Origin of the sequence: Oligoflexus tunisiensis (assembly GCF_001748245.1) — a bacterium.
Taxonomy (GTDB): Bacteria; Bdellovibrionota_B; Oligoflexia; order Oligoflexales; family Oligoflexaceae; genus Oligoflexus; species Oligoflexus tunisiensis.
The window spans coordinates 6,784,295-6,803,743 of sequence record NZ_BDFO01000001.1 but is presented as its reverse complement, the minus strand read 5'-3'; the positions used below and the strand labels follow the sequence as shown (position 1 = coordinate 6,803,743).

17 protein-coding genes are annotated in these 19,449 nt (G+C 55.8%); 10 read left to right on the top strand and 7 right to left on the bottom strand.

All coding sequences use genetic code 11. The features are described 5' to 3' along the window. Window positions 1-31: 31 nt before the first annotated feature. The 5 genes from OLTU_RS28260 (at window position 32) to OLTU_RS28240 (ending at window position 6,128) form a co-directional block, all read left to right on the top strand. Window positions 32-1,102, top strand: coding sequence for a hypothetical protein (locus tag OLTU_RS28260; protein WP_218110333.1), 1,071 nt, complete (start codon window positions 32-34; stop codon window positions 1,100-1,102). 90 nt (window positions 1,103-1,192) lie between these two features. Next, window positions 1,193-1,900: a hypothetical protein gene (locus tag OLTU_RS28255; protein ID WP_141736077.1), complete on the top strand. Its 708-nt coding sequence runs from the start codon at window positions 1,193-1,195 to the stop codon at window positions 1,898-1,900. Continuing rightward, complete coding sequence (locus OLTU_RS28250; RefSeq protein ID WP_141736076.1) at window positions 1,897-3,552, top strand: hypothetical protein; 1,656 nt, start codon at window positions 1,897-1,899, stop codon at window positions 3,550-3,552. The genes OLTU_RS28255 and OLTU_RS28250 overlap by 4 nt, the downstream gene beginning before the upstream one ends. Continuing rightward, the gene (locus OLTU_RS28245) at window positions 3,549-4,931 is read left to right on the top strand and encodes a DUF1501 domain-containing protein (RefSeq protein ID WP_141736075.1); all 1,383 of its coding nucleotides are present in this window, start codon (window positions 3,549-3,551) and stop codon (window positions 4,929-4,931) included. The genes OLTU_RS28250 and OLTU_RS28245 overlap by 4 nt, the downstream gene beginning before the upstream one ends. A 51-nt stretch (window positions 4,932-4,982) precedes the next feature. Then, window positions 4,983-6,128 (top strand): hypothetical protein, encoded by a 1,146-nt coding sequence (locus OLTU_RS28240; protein ID WP_141736074.1) that lies wholly within the window; start codon window positions 4,983-4,985, stop codon window positions 6,126-6,128. A gap of 7 nt (window positions 6,129-6,135) precedes the next feature. Here OLTU_RS28240 and OLTU_RS28235 read toward each other — a convergent pair whose 3' ends face one another. Continuing rightward, window positions 6,136-7,806, bottom strand: coding sequence for an ABC transporter substrate-binding protein (locus OLTU_RS28235; RefSeq protein ID WP_176737046.1), 1,671 nt, complete (start codon window positions 7,804-7,806; stop codon window positions 6,136-6,138). 193 nt (window positions 7,807-7,999) lie between these two features. Here OLTU_RS28235 and OLTU_RS28230 point away from each other — a divergent pair, with 193 nt between their 5' ends. The 3 genes from OLTU_RS28230 (at window position 8,000) to OLTU_RS28220 (ending at window position 11,900) form a co-directional block, all read left to right on the top strand. After that, on the top strand, window positions 8,000-10,387 hold the full coding sequence (locus OLTU_RS28230; RefSeq protein ID WP_176737045.1) for an adenylate/guanylate cyclase domain-containing protein: 2,388 nt from the start codon (window positions 8,000-8,002) through the stop codon (window positions 10,385-10,387). 65 nt (window positions 10,388-10,452) lie between these two features. After that, window positions 10,453-11,667, top strand: coding sequence for a hypothetical protein (locus OLTU_RS28225; protein ID WP_141736071.1), 1,215 nt, complete (start codon window positions 10,453-10,455; stop codon window positions 11,665-11,667). Beyond that, complete coding sequence (locus OLTU_RS28220) at window positions 11,664-11,900, top strand: hypothetical protein (protein WP_141736070.1); 237 nt, start codon at window positions 11,664-11,666, stop codon at window positions 11,898-11,900. The genes OLTU_RS28225 and OLTU_RS28220 overlap by 4 nt, the downstream gene beginning before the upstream one ends. Here the strand turns inward: OLTU_RS28220 and OLTU_RS32155 are convergent. The 3 genes from OLTU_RS32155 to OLTU_RS28210 all read right to left on the bottom strand — a co-directional run bounded on the left by OLTU_RS32155 (window position 11,897) and on the right by OLTU_RS28210 (window position 13,750). Beyond that, a complete protein-coding gene (locus OLTU_RS32155; RefSeq protein ID WP_176737044.1) occupies window positions 11,897-12,067 on the bottom strand; it encodes a hypothetical protein in 171 nt (56 codons plus the stop codon). The two genes, OLTU_RS28220 and OLTU_RS32155, sit on opposite strands and share 4 nt — an antisense overlap. A gap of 320 nt (window positions 12,068-12,387) precedes the next feature. Further along, window positions 12,388-12,963 (bottom strand): superoxide dismutase, encoded by a 576-nt coding sequence (locus tag OLTU_RS28215; RefSeq protein ID WP_141736069.1) that lies wholly within the window; start codon window positions 12,961-12,963, stop codon window positions 12,388-12,390. A gap of 142 nt (window positions 12,964-13,105) precedes the next feature. Further along, complete coding sequence (locus OLTU_RS28210; protein WP_141736068.1) at window positions 13,106-13,750, bottom strand: LPS assembly lipoprotein LptE; 645 nt, start codon at window positions 13,748-13,750, stop codon at window positions 13,106-13,108. 35 nt (window positions 13,751-13,785) lie between these two features. Between OLTU_RS28210 and OLTU_RS28205 the strand changes: the two genes are divergently transcribed. Next, window positions 13,786-14,310, top strand: coding sequence for a hypothetical protein (locus OLTU_RS28205; RefSeq protein WP_141736067.1), 525 nt, complete (start codon window positions 13,786-13,788; stop codon window positions 14,308-14,310). An 86-nt stretch (window positions 14,311-14,396) separates the two neighbouring features. Further along, window positions 14,397-14,870, top strand: coding sequence for a hypothetical protein (locus tag OLTU_RS28200; RefSeq protein WP_141736066.1), 474 nt, complete (start codon window positions 14,397-14,399; stop codon window positions 14,868-14,870). On the opposite strand, the gene OLTU_RS28195 is transcribed toward OLTU_RS28200, so the two are convergent. From OLTU_RS28195 to OLTU_RS28185, 3 genes are all read right to left on the bottom strand, one after another. Continuing rightward, window positions 14,867-16,828 (bottom strand): ABC-F family ATP-binding cassette domain-containing protein, encoded by a 1,962-nt coding sequence (locus tag OLTU_RS28195; protein WP_141736065.1) that lies wholly within the window; start codon window positions 16,826-16,828, stop codon window positions 14,867-14,869. The two genes, OLTU_RS28200 and OLTU_RS28195, sit on opposite strands and share 4 nt — an antisense overlap. A 5-nt stretch (window positions 16,829-16,833) precedes the next feature. Next, window positions 16,834-17,964 (bottom strand): hypothetical protein, encoded by a 1,131-nt coding sequence (locus tag OLTU_RS28190; RefSeq protein WP_218110332.1) that lies wholly within the window; start codon window positions 17,962-17,964, stop codon window positions 16,834-16,836. Between the two features lie 213 nt (window positions 17,965-18,177). Further along, entirely contained in the window at window positions 18,178-19,428 is a 1,251-nt protein-coding gene (locus tag OLTU_RS28185; protein WP_141736063.1) for a PorV/PorQ family protein, read from the bottom strand. Window positions 19,429-19,449 lie beyond the last annotated feature (21 nt).

Here is a 19,449-nt window from a genome sequence, read left to right as displayed (position 1 = left end):
CCATTTGCGACAGTCAACAAAGGAATGCATCATGCCCGGTCCATCGCCCTGGTCCCGACGGCTTTTGTTTGCAGGTCTTCTGGCATCAGGATCCGCGCAGGCGTTTACCTATGAGGTGCTGTATGAAGACACCATCGGCCGCGATGCCGTTGTCTTCGGACGGACGCCGGGTTTTCAAGCTGTCGCCAAATCCGTACTGCTCGACGGTTCCGTGAAAACCAGCGGCACCGAAACCCGGACCTTTGATCGCAATGTGATCAATTATGTCAAGTATATGCAGCAGTTTGCGATCGGCAGCAATGCCTCCCTCCGCCTGACGCTTCCCGCCCTGGTCAACTACCGCAAGGAGGAGGGCGAGCAAACGCCGGTGATCGTCACGGAATCCACCTGGCTGGAGGCCAAGCCGCGGCTGGAGTTCGTTTATGCCACGCAGAATGCGCTGGACCTTGTTCTCGGCGTGGATGGCTACCATGTGACTGAATTCGAGGCGAAATCCGAATCCGCCCTCTTCACCGCGACCGACAAGTACGAGGCCGCGAGCGCTTCCTACGGACACCTCGTGGTTGTGAAGCATGGCGGAAACTTTGATGGTGGCTTTTCCTTCAAGGCTGCAGCTGAAAAAAAGCGCAATGTGACCAAAAGCACGAGCATCGATGAATCGACCTTTGTGGTCGAGGATCGCATCTATGATCCCACCACCATTGCCATCTTCATGCGGACCAAGGTGAAATGGGGTCTGATCTTTGGGGAATTCGCTGCCATTGAAGCCAGCGGTGGCGGCAATCGCACCGATCGGGGCGCGACCGTGAAGGAGGATTATTTCCGGGTCCAGCTGGCCGGATTCTTTCCCCTGTCCGGCGCACTGGACCTCGAATCCACGCTGATCTACAAAAGCCTCTCCTATGCTGACAATCGGAACGTGTCCATGGATACCATCCCCATGCTGGGGCTTCAGCTGAAGCTAACCGCCAATATCGGGGTGCCGGTTTTCGGCGGACTCATCGGCGTTCAGGGTACCGACGGGCAAAGCATACCGGAATTTAACGCCCGGTATAAATTGTTCGGAATTGGCGGAATTGCTGGAATCCAATCCAATTTTTAACCATACGCAAAACGTAGAAATCAAAGAAGTAACTCAGGGAACTGAATATGTCAGGGGATCTGCCGAATGACTTGAGGTGGAGGGACTCCTATGTTTGGCCTGCGTGTGCGTCGCCCGCGAAGCGTACCCTGGGTAAGGATTATGATCCTGGCCCTGGTCTGGCAGATTTTGCCTGGCTGTTATGTCTTCAGAAAGAAAAGCCTGAACTCCGGAACCCGCGAGACCAGCACAGCCGAAGTCCTGGGTGCCTCCCTGGGACAAAAAGCCGGCAGCCTGGATGAAGCGGCCCTGGCTGAAGTTCATGCCATCACCACAAGCCATGCCCCTGCCGGCGTGCGGCCGGATCCTGATACCTTCGTCCGTCAGCTCCTTTTGCAGTATCGGGAGCAGGGCTCAGTCGTCGCCCGTGAAATCGGTCGCGTGGAGGCCTACCGCATGCTGCTCGGTGGCGCGAGCGATAACTTCGCGATCGTGCCCCAGGAGAGTTATGATGCCACCTCCCTGCTCGCGGAATTAAAAGTGGCGGAAGAGATCTGTGAAGGGCTGGTGAATCCCGATGAATGGCAGCATGCCGGTTGGGATTCCATACTGCCCGCGGATCCCGCGGACACCACGACCAACATCAGATTCTTGGCCCAGCGCCTCATTGGATTGCCGTCGAGTCAAATCACAGACGAGGCCCTGACTCAGCTCAACGAAATTCTGCAGACAGCGCTGGTGGATGGGCGTGTGACCCAGGCCAGTTATATTCCGGTCTGTGCCACCCTGCTGCTCGATGCGGAGGCTTTGCTGTTATGACCATCATGCGCAGAATTTTTATCGCCACTCTCCTGCTGGGACTGTACAGCGGCACCGTGCAGGCTGCCCAGGACCTTCCGGCCGCTCTGAGGCGGGCCCAGTATCTTTTGACCGGAACGATGCCGACCGATCAGGATTTCGCGACGAACGCCGTTTCGGATGCCGCTTATAAAACCGCCGTGCGAACCTTCCTCGATGGCGATGGCTTCTATGATTCTGTGCTGCGTTATCATGAGCGCGTGCTGGGGGTCGGCCTTCCCGATGAATATCTGCAGGAACTCTTGCGCGACGACATCGATGGCAAACAGGAAAAATTTGCCAGCATCACCTGCGGTCGCCTCGATGGCAATAACGGCCGTTTCCGCTGCATCTGGGCGAGCAACCAGGATTCCCGCCTCGGATCCGGCTGCCCTCTGGCCGCGGAACAACCGGTCTCCGTTTTCTGGTATCCCGGCATTGTCGCCTGGGCCTGTCCTTCGATTGTGAAAGCCTGCGGGCAGGATCTCAGTTCGTGTTTTGTGGAAAGCCCGAATGAAGAGGAAGCCCGCAATGCCGAACTCGGCACCACGGAAACCTTTGACTCCCGCTATGCCGTGATCAAATCCCTGAGCCGTCAGGCCGCAGGCCTGGCCACGGCGGTGGTGGTGCAAAACTATCCTTATACCAAGGTTCTGGAACCTGGACTCACAGCCGTGGATGGGGCCGTCGCGCATTTTTATGGGCAGCGCCATCACTTCAAGATTGATGAACTGAACCTCAGTGAAGAGGTCGTGGACATCGTGCGCAGCACGGCCTTCCTCGATACACGGTTTCGTCTCCTGAAAACCTCGGGCTATGACTATAGTTCAGCGGGCATCCTTTCCACCTTCGGCTGGCTGCGTCGTTACGATAAAAATCGGACGCGAGCCAACGAGCTGTATAAACGTCTTCTGTGTCGGGAATTCACCGCGGATCTCCCTCGTGTGTTCCCTCAGGATCCCGGCAACCTGCGTGAGGCTCCTGGCTGTTCGGGCTGCCATCACGTCCTTGATCCCCTGGCCGATTTCTTTCTGGTCTGGGGTGAGGGTGGGCAGCTCTATAGCGGCGCTCAGGCCACCGTCTCCACCACCTTTAATAGTAAAACCGGGACGAGCCTTGCGGATCTTGCCAACATCATTCGTGACGACAAGGCCTTTGCCACCTGCACCGTGCAAAATGTTTGGAAGTGGCTCATGGGCCGCAAGTTCTATATGGATGAGGAAAGTCTGCGCACCAAACTCACCGATTATTTCCTGACCACCAATTACAGTTTCCGTGAGCTGGTTTATGCGATCAGCACGCATCCCGCTTTCCTGGAAGGCACGCGCAGCGATGGGATTGCGACCGATCCTTTGCATGATCCGCCGCTCGGCGAGTTCCCGACCACCGCCACGACTTGTGAGGATCGGGCCTATACCTTTGCCGGTGATGTCGAGTCCCGCGTGAATCTTTGCACGGGCTGTCACAACGGTTCCGGCGGTCGTCAGCCCCTGAGGACGGAAGAGGAGTGGCGACCCATACGGGCCATCGCCATTCAAATGATGGCCTCCGGCATTATGCCTCCAGGACCTGCGAATTCTGAGGTTTTCAATCTCAAGGATGCGGTCACCTGTTGGCTGGAGAAGGATCCATGAAAAAGAAAATCGACAAGCAGGCTCTCAAGGAAAGCATCATCAAAGGTCCTGGCCATGGACACATCTGTCATCCAGCGCAGCTGCCGGATTTGACCCGGCGTGAGCTGCTGCTCGGCGGCACTTATATGGCAGGATTCCTGATGGCCTCGCAATTTCTGCCAGGAGCTCGCGCTCTGGGGGCCGGACTGTATCCTCCTCAGCGCCGCCTGGTATGGATCAATATGAGCGGTGGTTGGGATATTCTCGAAATTACCGATCCCAAACCCTCCTCCACGTCCGGCATCGACATGATGTACGACTGGGGTGCCGCGCAAACGCTGGCGGGTGGCACGGACAGGATCGGGCGCTGGCTCACGAATACGGCCGCCATGGGGCAGGATGTTGTGGTCGTGCGAGGCCTGAATATGGGAACGACCTCGCATGACGCCGGACCCGTGTATATGGATACCGGTGTGCTCAGCAACTCGGGTAACGTGAACGCCGCATCCATTCCTGCGATCGTGGCCAGTGAAAGCAGCGCAACCATTCCCATCATTCAGCTGAATGGTGGGATGAACACGAAGATCGACCGTGGACTCCTCAGTCCTGTCTCCGTGGTGCGGGCGCAAAACCTCAACCTTTATCGGTCCATGTACCCCGAAAGCAGCGACGCCCTTGAGCAGAAGATGCTGGTGCTCAACTATCTCAATAGCTCCATCGAACGGGCCAGGGCCCGAACCGGTGAGCATGATCGGCTCAATGCCGTGGCTTCGGCCCATTCCAAGATTCAGACCCAGTTCAGTGAGAATGTGGGCAGCAAGCTGGAGTTGACCAACGATGACCGTTCGCCCTTTACTGTCAATGCCCCGATGACAGTAAACAACGGCATGCGGGATTCCTTTGCTCTGTCGCTCAAGCTCCTGAAGAACAATCTCGTCACCTGTTTGAACCTGGGTGTCGGTGGTTTTGATACCCATGCCGGCCAGGAACGTTCGATGCAACCCATCGTGGAAAGTTTCGATTATCTTCTGGGCCGCTTTGTTGCCGAGCTGAGAGCGGCCAACCAGCTCGACAATACCCTGATCGTCATTTATTCTGATTTTGGACGGACTCCCAAAGTGAATAATAGCGCCGGTCGCGATCATTGGCCTGTGGGCGGTGCTTTGATGGTCGGCGGCGGCATTCTCGGGGGACGGGCGGTTGGCGTCACCGATGACAACCTGCGGACGGTCAGCATCAACAGGGAAACGGGTGCCGAGGAACCTGGCGGCTCCTTCACCCTGAGTCCGAGCAATCTCGGAGGTGCGGTCCTGGAGCTGACCCTGGGCGCAACCTATACCACAACCTATCGGACGTATTTGGAATCAATTCCTGCCCTCACCCGACTCAAAACCAGCTAAAATGGTTTGTGCGTCTTGCGTGAAGGATGAATTATCCAGGAAGGGCCGGCCATGAAGCCAATGAAGGCTTTCGTTTCGCTCTGTCTACTCGGTTCGCAAACTCTGCTCGCAGACAATGTCGAGGAGCGAGCCTGGCCTGTCACGTCTCTTCTGATACCGAATCCTTTTCAGGTGAACCCGGCCGCCATTCCCACCGATCGCACGATCATCGGCGGCCTGCGGCTGGATCGGCGCGAGGAATCCCGCTATCTCATCAATCCCGATGGCAATGCCCCGGCACGGATTCAGCATGCCACCAATAAAAGGGATGTGGCCCTCGGCTTTCAACTGCCGTTGGGCGGTGCCGCCTTCGGCCTCTCCGGGGATGAACATTCCCGGCAGATCACGGGAAAATCCGATCAGAGAAACGGCGAGGTCTTTGAGGAATTCTGGGTACGCGATTACAAAATGAAATTCGTGGTCGATCTTCTGCCCCAACTCCGCGGGGCCTTTACATTCCGCTACCAGTCGCACGAGGCGGATCTGCTCGGCGGCTACGGGGTGGGCAATGATGATCGAACCCGATACAAGGGTACGATGTCGGGTTATTCCCTGGGTGTGAATTACAAGGTTGGCAATGCCCTCAACATTGGCGTCTTTACCGCCCCGCCGCTGCGGGGCAAGGCCACCATTGAAGGCGAACAGAAGATTATTACGGATCCCGGACTCGGTGGTCTGGAGCTGGGTTTTAAGTATTCCGATCGTCTGTCCCTTGGGCTTTCCGTTCTAAAATGGTCCTATAAACACGATGATCGGGACGAGGACACGACCAGTCCCGTGAATCAACGAAATATCTTTCTGCGCGGTGTGGAAGTCGAGCAGTATTTCCGCAAGACCCTGGCCATTGGCATTGGGGCGGAATTTGCTATTCTGCCGATGGTGGGCGTGAAGGGCAGCATCACCAAACAGGAAGGCGTGTTCCTGTTTGATCCGACCCTTGTCCCCGGCGATAACAAGGATGTTGAGACCAAGTTGGTTTCGAATGAACTGCGGCTGGGTGGTTTCATTCGCAACAATCAGTTCTTTGTCGAGCTGGTTCTTATGAAATCCAGCAAAAGCAAGGATAGAGTCCGGGTTCGGCGCAACGGGATCACCGCTCTTGGCGACTACGAACACGACGACTCATCCAATGTCCTTGTGCTCGGTGCCGCATTTTAGAGGATACTCAGAGTTTTCGAACGGGCAGGTTCGCAGCCGCGGGCCAGGCGGCAATCCGTTCCTGCGTCTCCAGGATATCCTTGCTTCCCGGTTCCTTCCGATTTAGCCAGACATCCGGCAGAAACACGAGCGGAAAGGCTGGCAGTTCACTCATCAGCTGCTTGTCGAGACGCGACAAAAGCCTTTGCAGATGCCCCGGCTCGGCATCCCTTTGCATGCTTTCCAGGATGCGATCGACCACATTCATATCCCAGCCGCTGTAGTTGCTGCCGAAATAATTGTTATCCGAGCTCGGGATCGCCAGCGAGTGCATCAGGTTGATGGGCGGCGACAGAGGCGGCAGCTTCCAGCGCATGCAGGCCATATCCTTGAAGCGACGCTGGGGCAGGGTCTCCTTCACATACTCCGCTTCAGGCACGACCTGCAGCTGAACATTCGCCCCGATTTTGCGCAAATCCTCCAGGACCGGCTGATAGAAGCCTGACTTCATCCGCTCATCCGAACAGGTCAGAACGAGATTGATCTTCTGCCCATCAATGGTGAGCGTTCCATCCGGGGCCTTGCGTCCCCTGATCTGCTCCAGAAGCTGGGCAACGCGTTGCGGCTGATAGGGATCGCTGACCTTATCGTTCATACGCTCCAGCTGGGCCGGATGCAGGGAGGTGAAAGCCGCCGCTCCATGACCCTGCAGCTGCTTTTGCACCAGTGTTTGCCTTTGAATCGCATGCTGCAGGATCTGCCGCAGCTGAGGATTGACCAGCAGGGGACTGCGCAGGTTCAGAATGATCAATTCCAGTGTATGGCCGGGCCGGCTTTGCAGACCGAACTTCTGTTCGAGTCCAGGCACCTGCTGCCTGAGTTCCAGCCAGTCGAGCCAGCTCAATTCCCCTTCAGCGGTTTGATCCACGTCTCCGTTCTGCAGGGCCTTGGCCAGCGCGGGAATTCCATTGTAAAGACGCAGCTCCAGGTCCTGCGTGGGCGCCTCCTCCCATTCCCCTTCCGAGTTGGAAACGAGCTGCCAGCTGTCAGGGCCTGCCTTTTTCACAACATAGGCACCGTAGTAGAGCCCTGGATCCTGCAGACGATTCCACCAGGCGGCATCCTTGGGATCCTTTTGCAGCTTTTGAATAACGTCGGCCTTGTGCGACGGCAGCAGCGAGATCGCAAAGAGTTGAAAGGCATCCGGACGGCGATGCGTGAGGATCAAACGCATTTTGTTCTTTTGATCCTTATCCATTTCTATGCGGCGAATGGGCAGCAGAGGATCCCTGCCCTTGCCGTAATCCGTCAGGGCCATGGTTTCCAATGTGTATTTGACATCCTGTGGCGTGATGGGAGAGCCGTCGCCCCAGGTCAGTTTCTTTTTCAGTTCCAGCTCCACCATGTAGGTGGTCGTGCTCTTCTCTTCATCCCGGCGGCTCATGAGTTCCGGAGTTTCCTTGCACAGGATGCAGATGATGCGGCCATCGTTTCGCACAGTGAGGATGGGAGGATTGGTCAGGTGCCGAACGGTTTTGCTTGCCCCGGCCTTTTGCATCAGGGGATAGATCTGTGAAGGATCCTCCAAGCTGCCGATAACAAATGGTTTTCCGAAGGAATGAGATGCCATACCCAAACCGAAGAACATGACCAGCCACCCCAGGACGGCGCGGCTTTTCCGGGAAACAAACTGTTGCATCGCGGCATTTTCCTTTCGAAACAGACTCCTGACATGTTCAATCATAGGGGAATGCTTTGAGGGAAACCAGAGCGAACCGTGGGAACCACGCCGGAAAACAGCGCAGACTTCCGTTTTTGCCAAGGCCCCTGTCCTTTGGTTTGTGGAATTTCCACCGATACCGCTAGAGAGACCATCTCAGCAAGGAGTCGGATTGAGCCGCGAACCCGGACATTGGTTACAAAGCCCATCAGTCAGTTTTCGACTGGCGGTCGGGATTTCCTTGTTCTGGATTGTGATACTCACCCTTTGGGAGCTGTCACCCCTCGCGGTTGAAGCGGAAACCCGCATCGTCAATCCTCTGCTCTTTCAGATGCGGCAGCGTCTGGAGCGCGCGCCCCAGGTCAACGAACACATCAAGTCGTATGGGATGGATGACCGAACCATCTCCTATATGCAGAGTTCCAACCTGAAGCTGAGTCAATGGGTCGAACTTTTGGAGGCGATCGACTCGCGTTCGCCCAAGGCCATCGTGATCGACTCCGTGTTCTCGGTCACGGATGTGGCGCCGGATGAACAGGCCGAACGCATCGAGCTCGCCGGGCGTTTGAAAGCCCTGAAAACCCCTATTTTGATGGGTTCCTATGCACGTCTCACGGAAGTTCGAGGGCGTGAATCCTGGGATCTCAACGATCCAGCCTTCGATGTCAACAACTACCTCCGCCAGCTGCCCCAGTCCCCGCTGACCCCGGAGCAGGAAGCAGCCGCTCTGCCGGTGGTTGATTACGGCAATGGCTTCGTCTATGGACCCGATGTCTTTTTACGCGACGCTCTCCATCGGATTGGACATATCCATTACGGACAGAAGGAAGGCCGCTTTCATCCCTTTATCCGTCTGAACAAGGACCGGCTCCTGCCTCACGTGATGGTCCGCGCCATTGACGATGCCTATTTCAAACAGGGCCAGCTCTATGTGAATGGCAGCGAATTGCCTTTGTCCCGTGACGGAAGTGCTTTTATCAACTTCCCGGATCGAGCCGGGATGGCCAATTCCGTGCGACCTTTGCGCCGCCTCTTGAAGCCCAGTCTGCAGCAGCGGGAACTCCAGCGCATCGGTCCGGATGATTTTGTTTACATTATTCAGATGTATTACACGGGCAACGTCGACTTCAAACCCAGTCCGATTGGAATGATACCGGGTGCCTTCTCGCATCTGGCCGTGCTCAACAGCATGCTGCAAAAGGAATGGCTGCGGCCGATTGAAGCCGGCCCCTGGCTCATCGCAGGCTTCGGCTGTTTGTCCGGACTCCTCGCCTTCTGGTTGAGCCCGGCTATGTTGATCATGATCCTGGCGGGCACGCTCTGCCTCTGGGCTCTGATATGTTTTTATGCCTTCGCCTGGCTCGGCTGGGTCTTCCCCTGGTTGGGACCCAGCATGAGCTTTTTCTTCGTCGGACTCAGCATTGCCGGCTTCCGGATTCGGGCGATGGAATTGAAGTCGTGGTACATCAAGCAAACTCTGCAGGGCACGGTGGAAAAAACCGTCCTGAATGAACTGTCGAAGCATCCTGAGCGTCTCGCCCTGGAAGCACGGGAACGGGTCCTCACCATCATGTTTATCGACATCGTGGGTTTCTCGCTGATGGTCGAAAATCAACTGCCACGGACCGCTTTTGAAAGTCTCCGCAGCCTCATCGAGGAACTGAGCGCAACCGTCCATCGACACGGTGGAATCGTGAACAAAACGCTCGGGGATGGGCTGCTTTGTTTCTTTGGCTATTCCTTCCAGGATGACAAGGAATCCACCGATCACGCCGAGCAGGCTGTTCTTACCGCTCTCGACATTCAAAGGTCCAACGTGCCCCGCATGATCCGCGCCGCCAAGCGTCGGGAACCGGTGTTTCCTTTGCGGATTGGCATCAATACGGCCGCTGTGTTTCTGGGCAACCTCGGCAGTGGCGAAAAGCTGGATTTTACGGTTATCGGCAACGGTGTGAACTTCGCCAAGCGACTGGAAGGAGCCTGCCTGCCTCATTCCGTGCTGGTGGGACCGACGACCAAGGAACTGGTGGAGCCACTCGGCACCATCAATGCCCGGGCCAAGCGGCGGCTGATTGCCATCAAACATCACATCGAAATGGTCGAGTCCTGGGAATATGATCCGTTCCTCAGCCAGCCAGAGCTGCGCGCACAGGCCGAGGAGGTTTACAAAACCACAGCCTACCTGACCAGGGTGGAGCGCCGTTGGAGCGTTGCCAAACCGGAGCGTATTCTTCTCACAACTTTATCCGGACCGGCTCATCTGTTAAATTTCTCTTCGACGGGCATGAGCTTCTCTCTGCCGGGCCTGATTCCCCGTGGCACCAGCATGGAACTGAATATTGACTCGATGGATGGCGTCCTGCATCAGCAGCTGGCCGGTTTTGGCCTGCAAAAGATCCAGGTGGAAGTTCGTTGGGTGCAGAAAAGCGAAGAGCGTTATCTGCATGGTGTTCGCTACCTGGATCTGGATGCGCGACAGACAGATCTCATTACGGATCTTTTATGCCAATACGCTCTTGCAGAATTCGACGATATTTCAGCGGATGGCGTCGCCTCCTGACAGCTTTCCTCATCGGCTCCCTATCCCCCTATGGTTCAGGGGCCGCAGCCTGCCCCGGCTTTCGCATGATGCATCAGGTTCCCTTGAAACAGCGCTGGACCCTTCCCCGTTCCAATCTGCATCTTTTTGCGTTCCGACCCGATTGGCCCGGTCGCTGGGTCCAGCTGCCCTTGCAGCTCGATCCTTTGGATGAAGAGGGCGGTCTGCTCTTCCCCGAGGACAAGGACTGGATGAAAAAGCCCATCGTTCCCTTCGATCGGCTGACCTTCTTTACGAAGCAATTTGGCCCCAAATTCGATGGAAAAGGCGCGGGTCCATGCCAGTCCACCAATGTTGTGGAATTGGATGCGCCCGGAGGGTTTGCCTACCTCGCCAGCTGTCCTGAGGCCTTTGTTCCCAAGGATTTTACGGATCCGGTCACACTGCAGGAAAAAGACCGCATGGTCACGGCCAAATACTATCGATACCACTACAGCGAGCGCAATCATCTCGTCTTCGATGCGATCCATCTCGCTGACCCGGCCTTCCAGACCTTTCATCCGGTTGCTTCGCAGTCCGATCTTCTGATCGTGGGGGATGTGAAGAATTTTTTCACGCTGCATTTCGATTCCGAGGACATCGACGCCTTTATTTCCTCCAAACGCAGCGGGGATATGGGGCTGATGGGAGGACTGAAATTTTATCTGCGCATCCTCTACTTCAAGATCAAGATGTCGCTCATGCCCGAGGTCAACTTTTTCGATGATTCGGTCTTCATGCCGATGATTCTGACCCTGCCTGTGAATGCAAAAAAATATCTGCGGCGCGGCAGTGGGATTTACTATACCTGGCTTGGCGACAAGGATACCGAATGGCTCTGGGACGCGAGCGAACTCGAAAACCTGGATCTGCAGGTCCTGAACCCCGACTTTGAGGGTTCGGCGCGCATGCCCTCCGAGAAGTATTGCGATCGCAGCAAATGCCGCTATAAGATACTGGGTCGCAATCACGGACGGCTCTTTGCGCTGCACTTTGAAATCAGTCGCAAGGCGGCTGAACTCGGTTTCTTCCCACGGCTCATCCGTGACATGCCGGCCGTGGAAAAAATGATCAAGCATCCGGTCAGTCGTTATCCCGCTCAGAATCGCATCGGCGTTTACTTTGAAACCGCGCAGATGCCGGAAGGTGAACATACCTGGGATTTCTGGATCCATTTCCCTGAGCAGGAAAAAGACAATTGCAAGGTTAATGTGAGGGCCCGGTTTTTAGCCCGGGCCCCTTCGTCTATGGAAAAAAAATGATGGTTGGGATTAAAGTTCTTTTGCATGTGGCCTGGATACTCCCCTTGCTTTGGGGACGGCCGTATCTGGCCGTAGCCATGCTGCTGTTTGTGGGCCTCTGTTACATCAAGGTTTTCAAGTTTCGTCAGCAGCTGGCCGATCTGTCTGCACGTGGGGGTGACCCTCAAAAAGAAGCTTCCCTCCGTCATGCACTCAAGCGTTGGCAGTCCGTAACCTGGCTAAAGGACTCTTAAGCGACCAGGTGCAGGCGCGTCTGGGCTTGCGCTACGAGCTGCTCTGCCTCATCCGCATTCAAACAGTAAGTCGAGTGAATATATTGGACGACTTTATGAATTTCCATGCCGCCTTTCAGCAGCGTCGATATTGCTAGTAAGATCGCTCTTTTGGATTTTTCTGACATGGTCTTGTGCCTCTCTGTTTCACGTCTCCACCCAAATAAGAGACGCGATTCAAGGAAAGACATTGCTCTCTTCAGAAAAAAAATAAACTCCAAAAAACTGTGCAAGCGCTGCTGAGCTTACCGAAAGGTTGTTCATGATTGGCTGGACAGTTAGCTTCTGGGTGATTCCTGGTGTTTACGAACCCCATCAAACGTGACAAGAATGGGGCCGTGGGCTGATAGAATCTTCAAGTCTTGCGGGACTATGCTCAGAGATGAGCAAGGCATTCAAGCTGGAAATGATAATGGATCGATCGGAATGATCGATCCATTTTTTGTGGTCAGAGTTGTTTTTCCACAAAGTCCCAGTTCACGAGGTTCCAGAAAGCCTCGACATACTTGGCCCGGGCGTTGCGGTAGTCGATGTAATAGGCGTGTTCCCATACATCGCAGGTGAGCAGCGGCTTCATATTCGTTGTGATCGGGCAGCCGGCGTTGGAGGTTTTCTCGATGCCGATCGAGCCATCCTGCTTTTTCACAAGCCAGGCCCAGCCGGAACCGAATTGAGTCAGCGCTGCATCGGTGAATTTTTCCTTGAAGCTTTGGAAGGAACCGAAGTTCTGCTTGATCAGATCACCGATTTTTCCCTTGGGCTCGCCGCCGCCTTTGGGGCTGAGGCAGTACCAATAAAAGGTGTGGTTCCAAACCTGAGCGGCATTGTTGAACAGTCCGCCCTCGGTGGTTTTGATCAGCTCTTCAAGGCTTTTCTCAGCATTGGGAGTGCCTTCAACCAGCTTGTTGAGGTTGGTCACATAAGTTTGATGATGCTTGCCGTAGTGATATTCCAGGGTCTCGGCGGAAATATGAGGCGCCAAGGCATCTTGGGCATAAGGCAGTTCCGGGAGTTTAAAAGCCATTGGTTTTCTCCTGTAAGTAAGACAGATCGTGACTACTATAGGAGAGCCGTTTCCCCAGAACAAGTGAATAGGCGCGGCATCCTACCTCTTTGCATGACTGGGCCGCCTGGACCTGGGGGTTTTCTGGCAGGCTCCAGGGCTCTCACATCAGGAAATCGGCCACGATCCGGCTGGCGAGTTGTGCCGAAAGCTCTTTCACCTTGGCTTGCAGCGCTTCCTCATAGTTGAGATAGGCGCTGGAGGCGGGCGTGATGGTTTCTGAGCGCAAACTTTTAAAGGTCGTCCCGGCGCTATAATTGCGTGTGAAAAGCACAGCCCGTGTTTTGAGATCGTGCACTTCGACGTTAATTGTCATGTTGACGGCTTCATCTGTGGTTCGATTGCCCGCGCGCTTGAGGTTCCGGAATTCCCCGGGAGCAGGCTTTTCCGTTTCCGTAACCACCGGATCCCGATTGATGGCCTCACGGCTCGGTGTGCCTGTGGGATTGACGGAAGCCCGGTTGAGCGTGATCAGCATGATGGCGTCCGCTTCGTCCTGGCTTGTCACCATCAAACGACCGCTGCGGGCCAGTTCCCTTTGCACGGCCGACCAGAGCAGTTCATGCGGGATGACTTCGCGGCTCACATCATAGACGGCTTCCACAGCGATGGTGCGGACCCCAACGGGTGGGCGCAGGGCGGTATTACTGAAACGATAGACGCAGCCTGCATTGAGTGCGAAGAGAAGCAGGCAAATTCCGCCCATCTTTATACGGCTCAAGGGTTTCGATACAATAAGAAGGGACACGATGAATCCTGATTGAAATGAGGAGCACGGCGCCTATGTCTTTTTCGACCCCGGCGGGGACAACAAGACGCCCAGTGATCCCCAGTGTAGCGAGTGCCGATGCTGAGTTCAATCACTGGGTGGAACGCCAGGGCTTGCGGGACTTCAGGGATGCCAATGGGGGCCTCTGGCAGCTCCAGTTGAAGCTGCAGCAGCTGCCCCATCCCCAGGACACGCAGGCCACCCTCTACCGCCTGCAGATCGGTCTCAGCTGCGTGCTGCATACGCGCCATTTGGTCGAGGTCAGCGCCTATGATTCCGCAGACGATGCACGGCTTTTGCAGCTGCTGGGCGAGGACCAGGTTCCCGTGGAAATGAAGAGTCGGCTGTTTGAAAACGTTAGTCTTGAAAACCTGCGCGGGCAGCTGGCGGATGAACTTCTTAGAATGCGAAAATCACTGGAAAAAGTTGATTTGAATAGCATGCGAAAACGCGTCATTGGTCAGTGGATCGATCGCAAGCAACGCTTTGGAAGCAGGATTCCGTCTTCCTCTGCGGACAAGATAGATCTTGATGTTTGAACGGTGTTTGATATATTCCCTCAGTTTTTTTGCGGAAATCGACGGGCGTATCGAGTCTGAAATCACAGCGGGAGATCGAGAGACTTATGGACTTTGTTCCCGAAATAATCGACGAAGCAGTGATCCTCAATGCGGTCGACATTTGCACGACAGGCAATGACTGCCGTCCCTGTGCAGAGCTGGCCGTTGGCATTCACAACTGGCTTGTGGCCAACAAGCTGCATTATCTGATCGTTGATTTTCAGGATGAGAAGGACGTTTGCACTTCCATTCTCGCCGAGCTCCTGCAGCTGAAAAAACGCCTGCGTTATCCCTTCCTGTTTTGCGGCATGATGGAAGGTCCCAAAAAATTTCTGAAGTCCTATGCCTATAGCGATTATCCTTTTTTCGCCGTTCCGGAAGATGCCATAGCGCATTTGCGCAAGACGCAGCCGGACGTTCTGAAAGCGGATCTGTCCGCTGTGAAACAGGGTGAGCCCATCCCCTGCACGCGTTCGCGGACTTATCGTCCCGAGGACACCGAGGAGACGGAAGAACCCGATGCGGATCCTGAAGCCTAATTCAAACGCCCCATGGCTCCGAGCTGTTTTTCGACCTGTTCCAGACCCTCGGCAGCTTCGAGCCATTCCTCTTCCAGCTTTTCCAGCCGCCCCGTTTCCTCCTGCAGCGTCCGGTTGAGTTCCGTCGCTTTCACGTAATCATTCGGGTCGAGATCCGCCAGCTTTTTTTCGAGCTGAGCCAGGCCATGCCGCAGCTTGTGCTGATCCGCGTCGAGTTTTTCCATGCTTTTTTGCAGGCGGCTGCGATCCCGCTTGAGCTGTTTGGCCAGCTCGAAGTCATTGTTCGTTTCGCGGCTTTCCACCATTTTGGTCTGTGGGGCTTTGGTTTCACCACCATCCAGAACATCGGGAAAACCCTGCTGGGCCGCGAGGCGTTTGTAATCCTCGAGCTTGCCATGAAACAGGGCGGAACGTCCGTCAGGCAGCATCACAAAGATATGCGTGGCGAGCGCTTCGATAAAGGTCCGGTCGTGACTGACGAACAGAAGCGTGCCGGTGTAGGCCTCAAGACCTTCGATCAGCACTTCCACCGAGGACATGTCCAGGTGGTTGGTGGGTTCGTCGAGCACCAGCAGGTTCGACTGCAGAAGGAGCGAACGGCAGAGTGCGACTCGCGCTTTTTCTCCACCTGAGAGCACCTTGACCGGTTTGAACACATCATCACCGGAGAAAAGGAAGGAACCCAGAATCTGCCGGGCTTCCTTGTCACCGAGGTCGGCGCGCGTGCTGAGCACGTTCTCCAGAACGGTCTTGTTCAGATCCAGGATTTCCCCGTGATTTTGCGCGAAATAGGCCATGCGAACCTGATGGCCGGTTTGCACCTCACCGCCGAGGGTGGGAATTTGCCCGGCGATCGTTTTCAGGAAGGTGGATTTGCCGATGCCGTTGCTGCCGATGATGGCCACGCGGGCGCCGCGTTCCATCAGCAGGTTGATGTTCGTGGCGAGCGGTTTGGTATAACCGATGTTCAGGTTTTTCACCGTTAAAACATCACGGCCACAGCTCGGTGCGGGCGGCAGCTGCAGATGAAAGGTCTGTTCCGCAGCCGTGGGATCGAGTTCATTTTCCAAAGACCGCAGCTTCGCGATCTGTTTCATTTTGGATTGGGCCTGGCGGGCCTTGCTGGCCTTGGCTCCGAACCGCTCGACAAAGGTTTCGAGCTGTTCCCGCTGACGTTCGAGATTCTGCCGTCTCGATTCCATCTGCGACTCTTCCATCTCCCGCTGTTCGAGCAGCGCATCGAAGTTACCGCGATAGGCTTTCAATATCCCGTGGCTGAGATGCAGCGTGACGGTCGCGAGTCGATTGAGCAGCGCCCGATCGTGGGACACGAAGAGCAGCGTGCCGCGGAAACTTTGCAGATAACGCTCGACCCAGATCAAACTCGGCAGGTCGAGGTGGTTGGTCGGTTCGTCAAGGACCAGCACATCCGGTTCATTCAAAAACACCTTCGCCAGTTCCAGGCGCATGCGCCAGCCGCCGGAGAGGGCCTTGGGGCTTTGGTGAATCTGTTCGGGACGAAAGCCCAGGCCATGCAGGATGCCACTGGCCTTGGCCTCCAGGCTGTAACCACCGGCCTGTGAGAACTGACTTTCCGCTTTTTCATAGCGGGCCACCAGCTCCTCGGAACTCTCGGTTTGCAGGGCTTCCAGCGCAGCTTCCATGCGGAGCTTCAGTTCATAGATTTCGCGATGTCCGGCGAGGCAATCGGCCAGGACCGTGTCCTTGGGATTGGCCTCGGGCTCCTGCGGCAGATAACCCAGCTTGAGGTTTTGGGATGTCACAATGCGGCCGGCGTCGGCGGATTCCAGACCAGTGAGGATATTCAGAAGCGTGGTCTTGCCTGCGCCGTTGGCACCGACAAGAGCCACTTTTTCTCCATCCGGAAATCGGTAGTTGATATGGTCGAGGACGATACGACTGCCGAAACTTTTTTGCAGGTTTTCTAAAGCTAACATGGGTCCTATTGCGTCTTTGGAGTGTTGTCGCCAGCCTCCTGGTCGATGCCGCTCAGGTCCCGCGTAATCACAGCCAGATTATCACGAACAGTGTCCAATTGATCCGCAACGGGATAATCCTTGAGCGCCTGTTCCAAAAGTTCCTTGGCTTGTTTCAGGTAAGCGGCCTTGGCTCGATTGTCGGCCACGGGCATGGCGTTTTGAAAGGCTTGTGCAGCTTTCTGACGAAGGTCCTGCACGGCCCGGTTGCTATAAACTTTGATCTTTTCCTTGGCCTGATCGAAGAACGGATCGCGGGTGTCAATGCGCTCCGCAAAACCGATGGCCTGTTTGAATTCACCCTTGTCCGCGAGCCTTTGCGATTGCATCAGGATCGCATCGCTGCGCTTGAGATCGGCCGGTCCGGTCTGCACTTCGCCCAGGGCCGCTGGCATCGGTTCCGCAGGAGGGAGGCTCTCGGCTGTTGCCTCGGCAGGTGCTGCTGCAGTTTCCGGCGTTTCGGGGCTCTCCGGCTGCACTGCTTTTTGCAAGGCGGCCCACTTCTGCGCCTCCTGATCGATGATGGTCTGCATACCAGTCTGGAACGCGACGCTGTTATTGGTCTGCTCCAGCAGCTTTTTCACCAGAGCCAGGGTGGGAAGATTCTTTAAATGCTGATTTTGATGAAAGCTGCTGACCAGGTCGATACCCAGATCGCTGAACTGTTTTTCCATGGACGGCCGGGAGGCGGTCGGTTCAGTGCCTGTCGTTGCAGCATTCTCTTCAGCATAGAGGTCGCGGCTTTGGAACTTGCTGCTCTGCTCCGTCTGAATCTTCAGAAAACGCAATTGCGCCAGGATCACAACAGCCTCCTCCATGCTGCCTTTGGGAGCAGGATGCAGAGCTGTGGCCACACGGACGTCCTCGTCCATCAGCCGCATGGTCGGATCGCTGAGTCGCGTGAAGGTGTGCGTTAAATCGGTTTGGGCCGCAGTCGCGTCAGGAGTCACGACAGGTGCTGCCACCGGCCCGCCCTGTGTTTTATGCCCTTCCTTGGCCAGTGGCTTGGCTTTATTGGCAGCGCTCGATGTCTTGGCTGTGCTGCGCGGCGCTGTACCGTGGGGGCGCGACGTAATACAAGCGGGAACTGTGGCCAACGTTACCAAAATAAGAGGGGTAGTGAATTTTACTCTCATGCCAAGCCTTTTTTGATGAGACAGATCCAGGAAACCCTCGGTGTCCCGTCCTGGGGGTTGAGGATGTCTTGCAAGATATACTGGAATATTAGCAAATTTCCCAGCGAGTTGACACAAAGGGAAAACAGTTCGGATTGGATAAAGTCTTTTTGACTGTGATGGGCAAGGGTGTGCTTAGAAGTCGAGCGACAGACCGCCGAGCAGACGACGATCCTCCTTGGGGCTGGAGGTGGACGAGATGTCCCGACCAAAGCTGGCAAAATCGAGGGAAAGGGCCCCAAGGCGCACCGAGGCACCGACCGTGTAATAGCCCTGGTTCAAGCCAAAGGCGAAGGTCACAGGCGAGGGCAGGAGGGGGTTGCCGGTGAAAAATTCAATCCCCGCATGCAGCTGTTTCATGAGGTCCAGACCGTCCAGTCCGTAAACCTTGTCACCGGCGATGACCACATTGTGATGCATGTCCACCGCGATGCGGGCGCCGAGTTTGTTACCAAAGCGGGGCGTAATCGAAACCCCGTAGCGAATGTCGGTCGGGTCCACGGTGGAAACCGCCTCTTCATTGGCAAATTCGCCGCTGAAAACCGTGCCGCAGACATTGATACGGCTCTTGCTGAAGGGGTTCAGATAATTGGCACGGCAGCCGCTGGGAGCATTCAGCACCGCCACCCCAATGGTCGGAAACCAGAAATCCGCGAAGGTCCAGAGCATGCCCATGTCCACAGCCAGGGCTGTTGATTTATTGGACTTCTCCTTGATCTGTTTTTGCAGAGCGCGCCCGTCGGCCAGCGTCGTGAGCGGCACCTTGTCTTCATAGGCATAACGGGCCAGGTAGCGGGCCTGGACGCCGACGTTAAAGCGATTGTTGCGATTGGTAAAGGCCACTCCGAAAATACCGCCGACATCGGAGACAGCGTTGGTGTTGGCCAGCTCCGGATTATCCTCGTTCACCACGGATTTCAGGGTGGTTGTTGTATAGGCACCGATCACGGCGGGCAGCTTGTCGATATCAAACATCATCAAAGGGTAGGCGCCGGTGGTGGCCCAGAAGGGTTTATCCCCGAGTTCATCGGCCTGGGCGGCAATCTGATCGGCGTTTTCCGAGTTGTTGCCGACGCCCTGGATGAATTCCTTGCTCTTGGTATTGGCTCCGACGACGATGGCGGGAATCTTGATCAGATTCACGGTGGAGCGACTGCGGGCCTTGCGAATTCTCGCGATACCGGCCGGGTTGGTCCAGATCGCATCCTCATCATTGGCAATGGCCGTAAAGGCCCCACCCACAGCATTGGGACGAACAGGAACAAAGGATTCGGGGATTTCCTCAGCTCGCACGGTTTCCCACCCACCGCTGAGCAGGTTCAGGATCAGTGCTGATAGACAAATCTTTCGCAAAGGCAAACCCCGTTCCACAAGTCGACTCTTCATGGAAGGCTATCGACCGCGGCC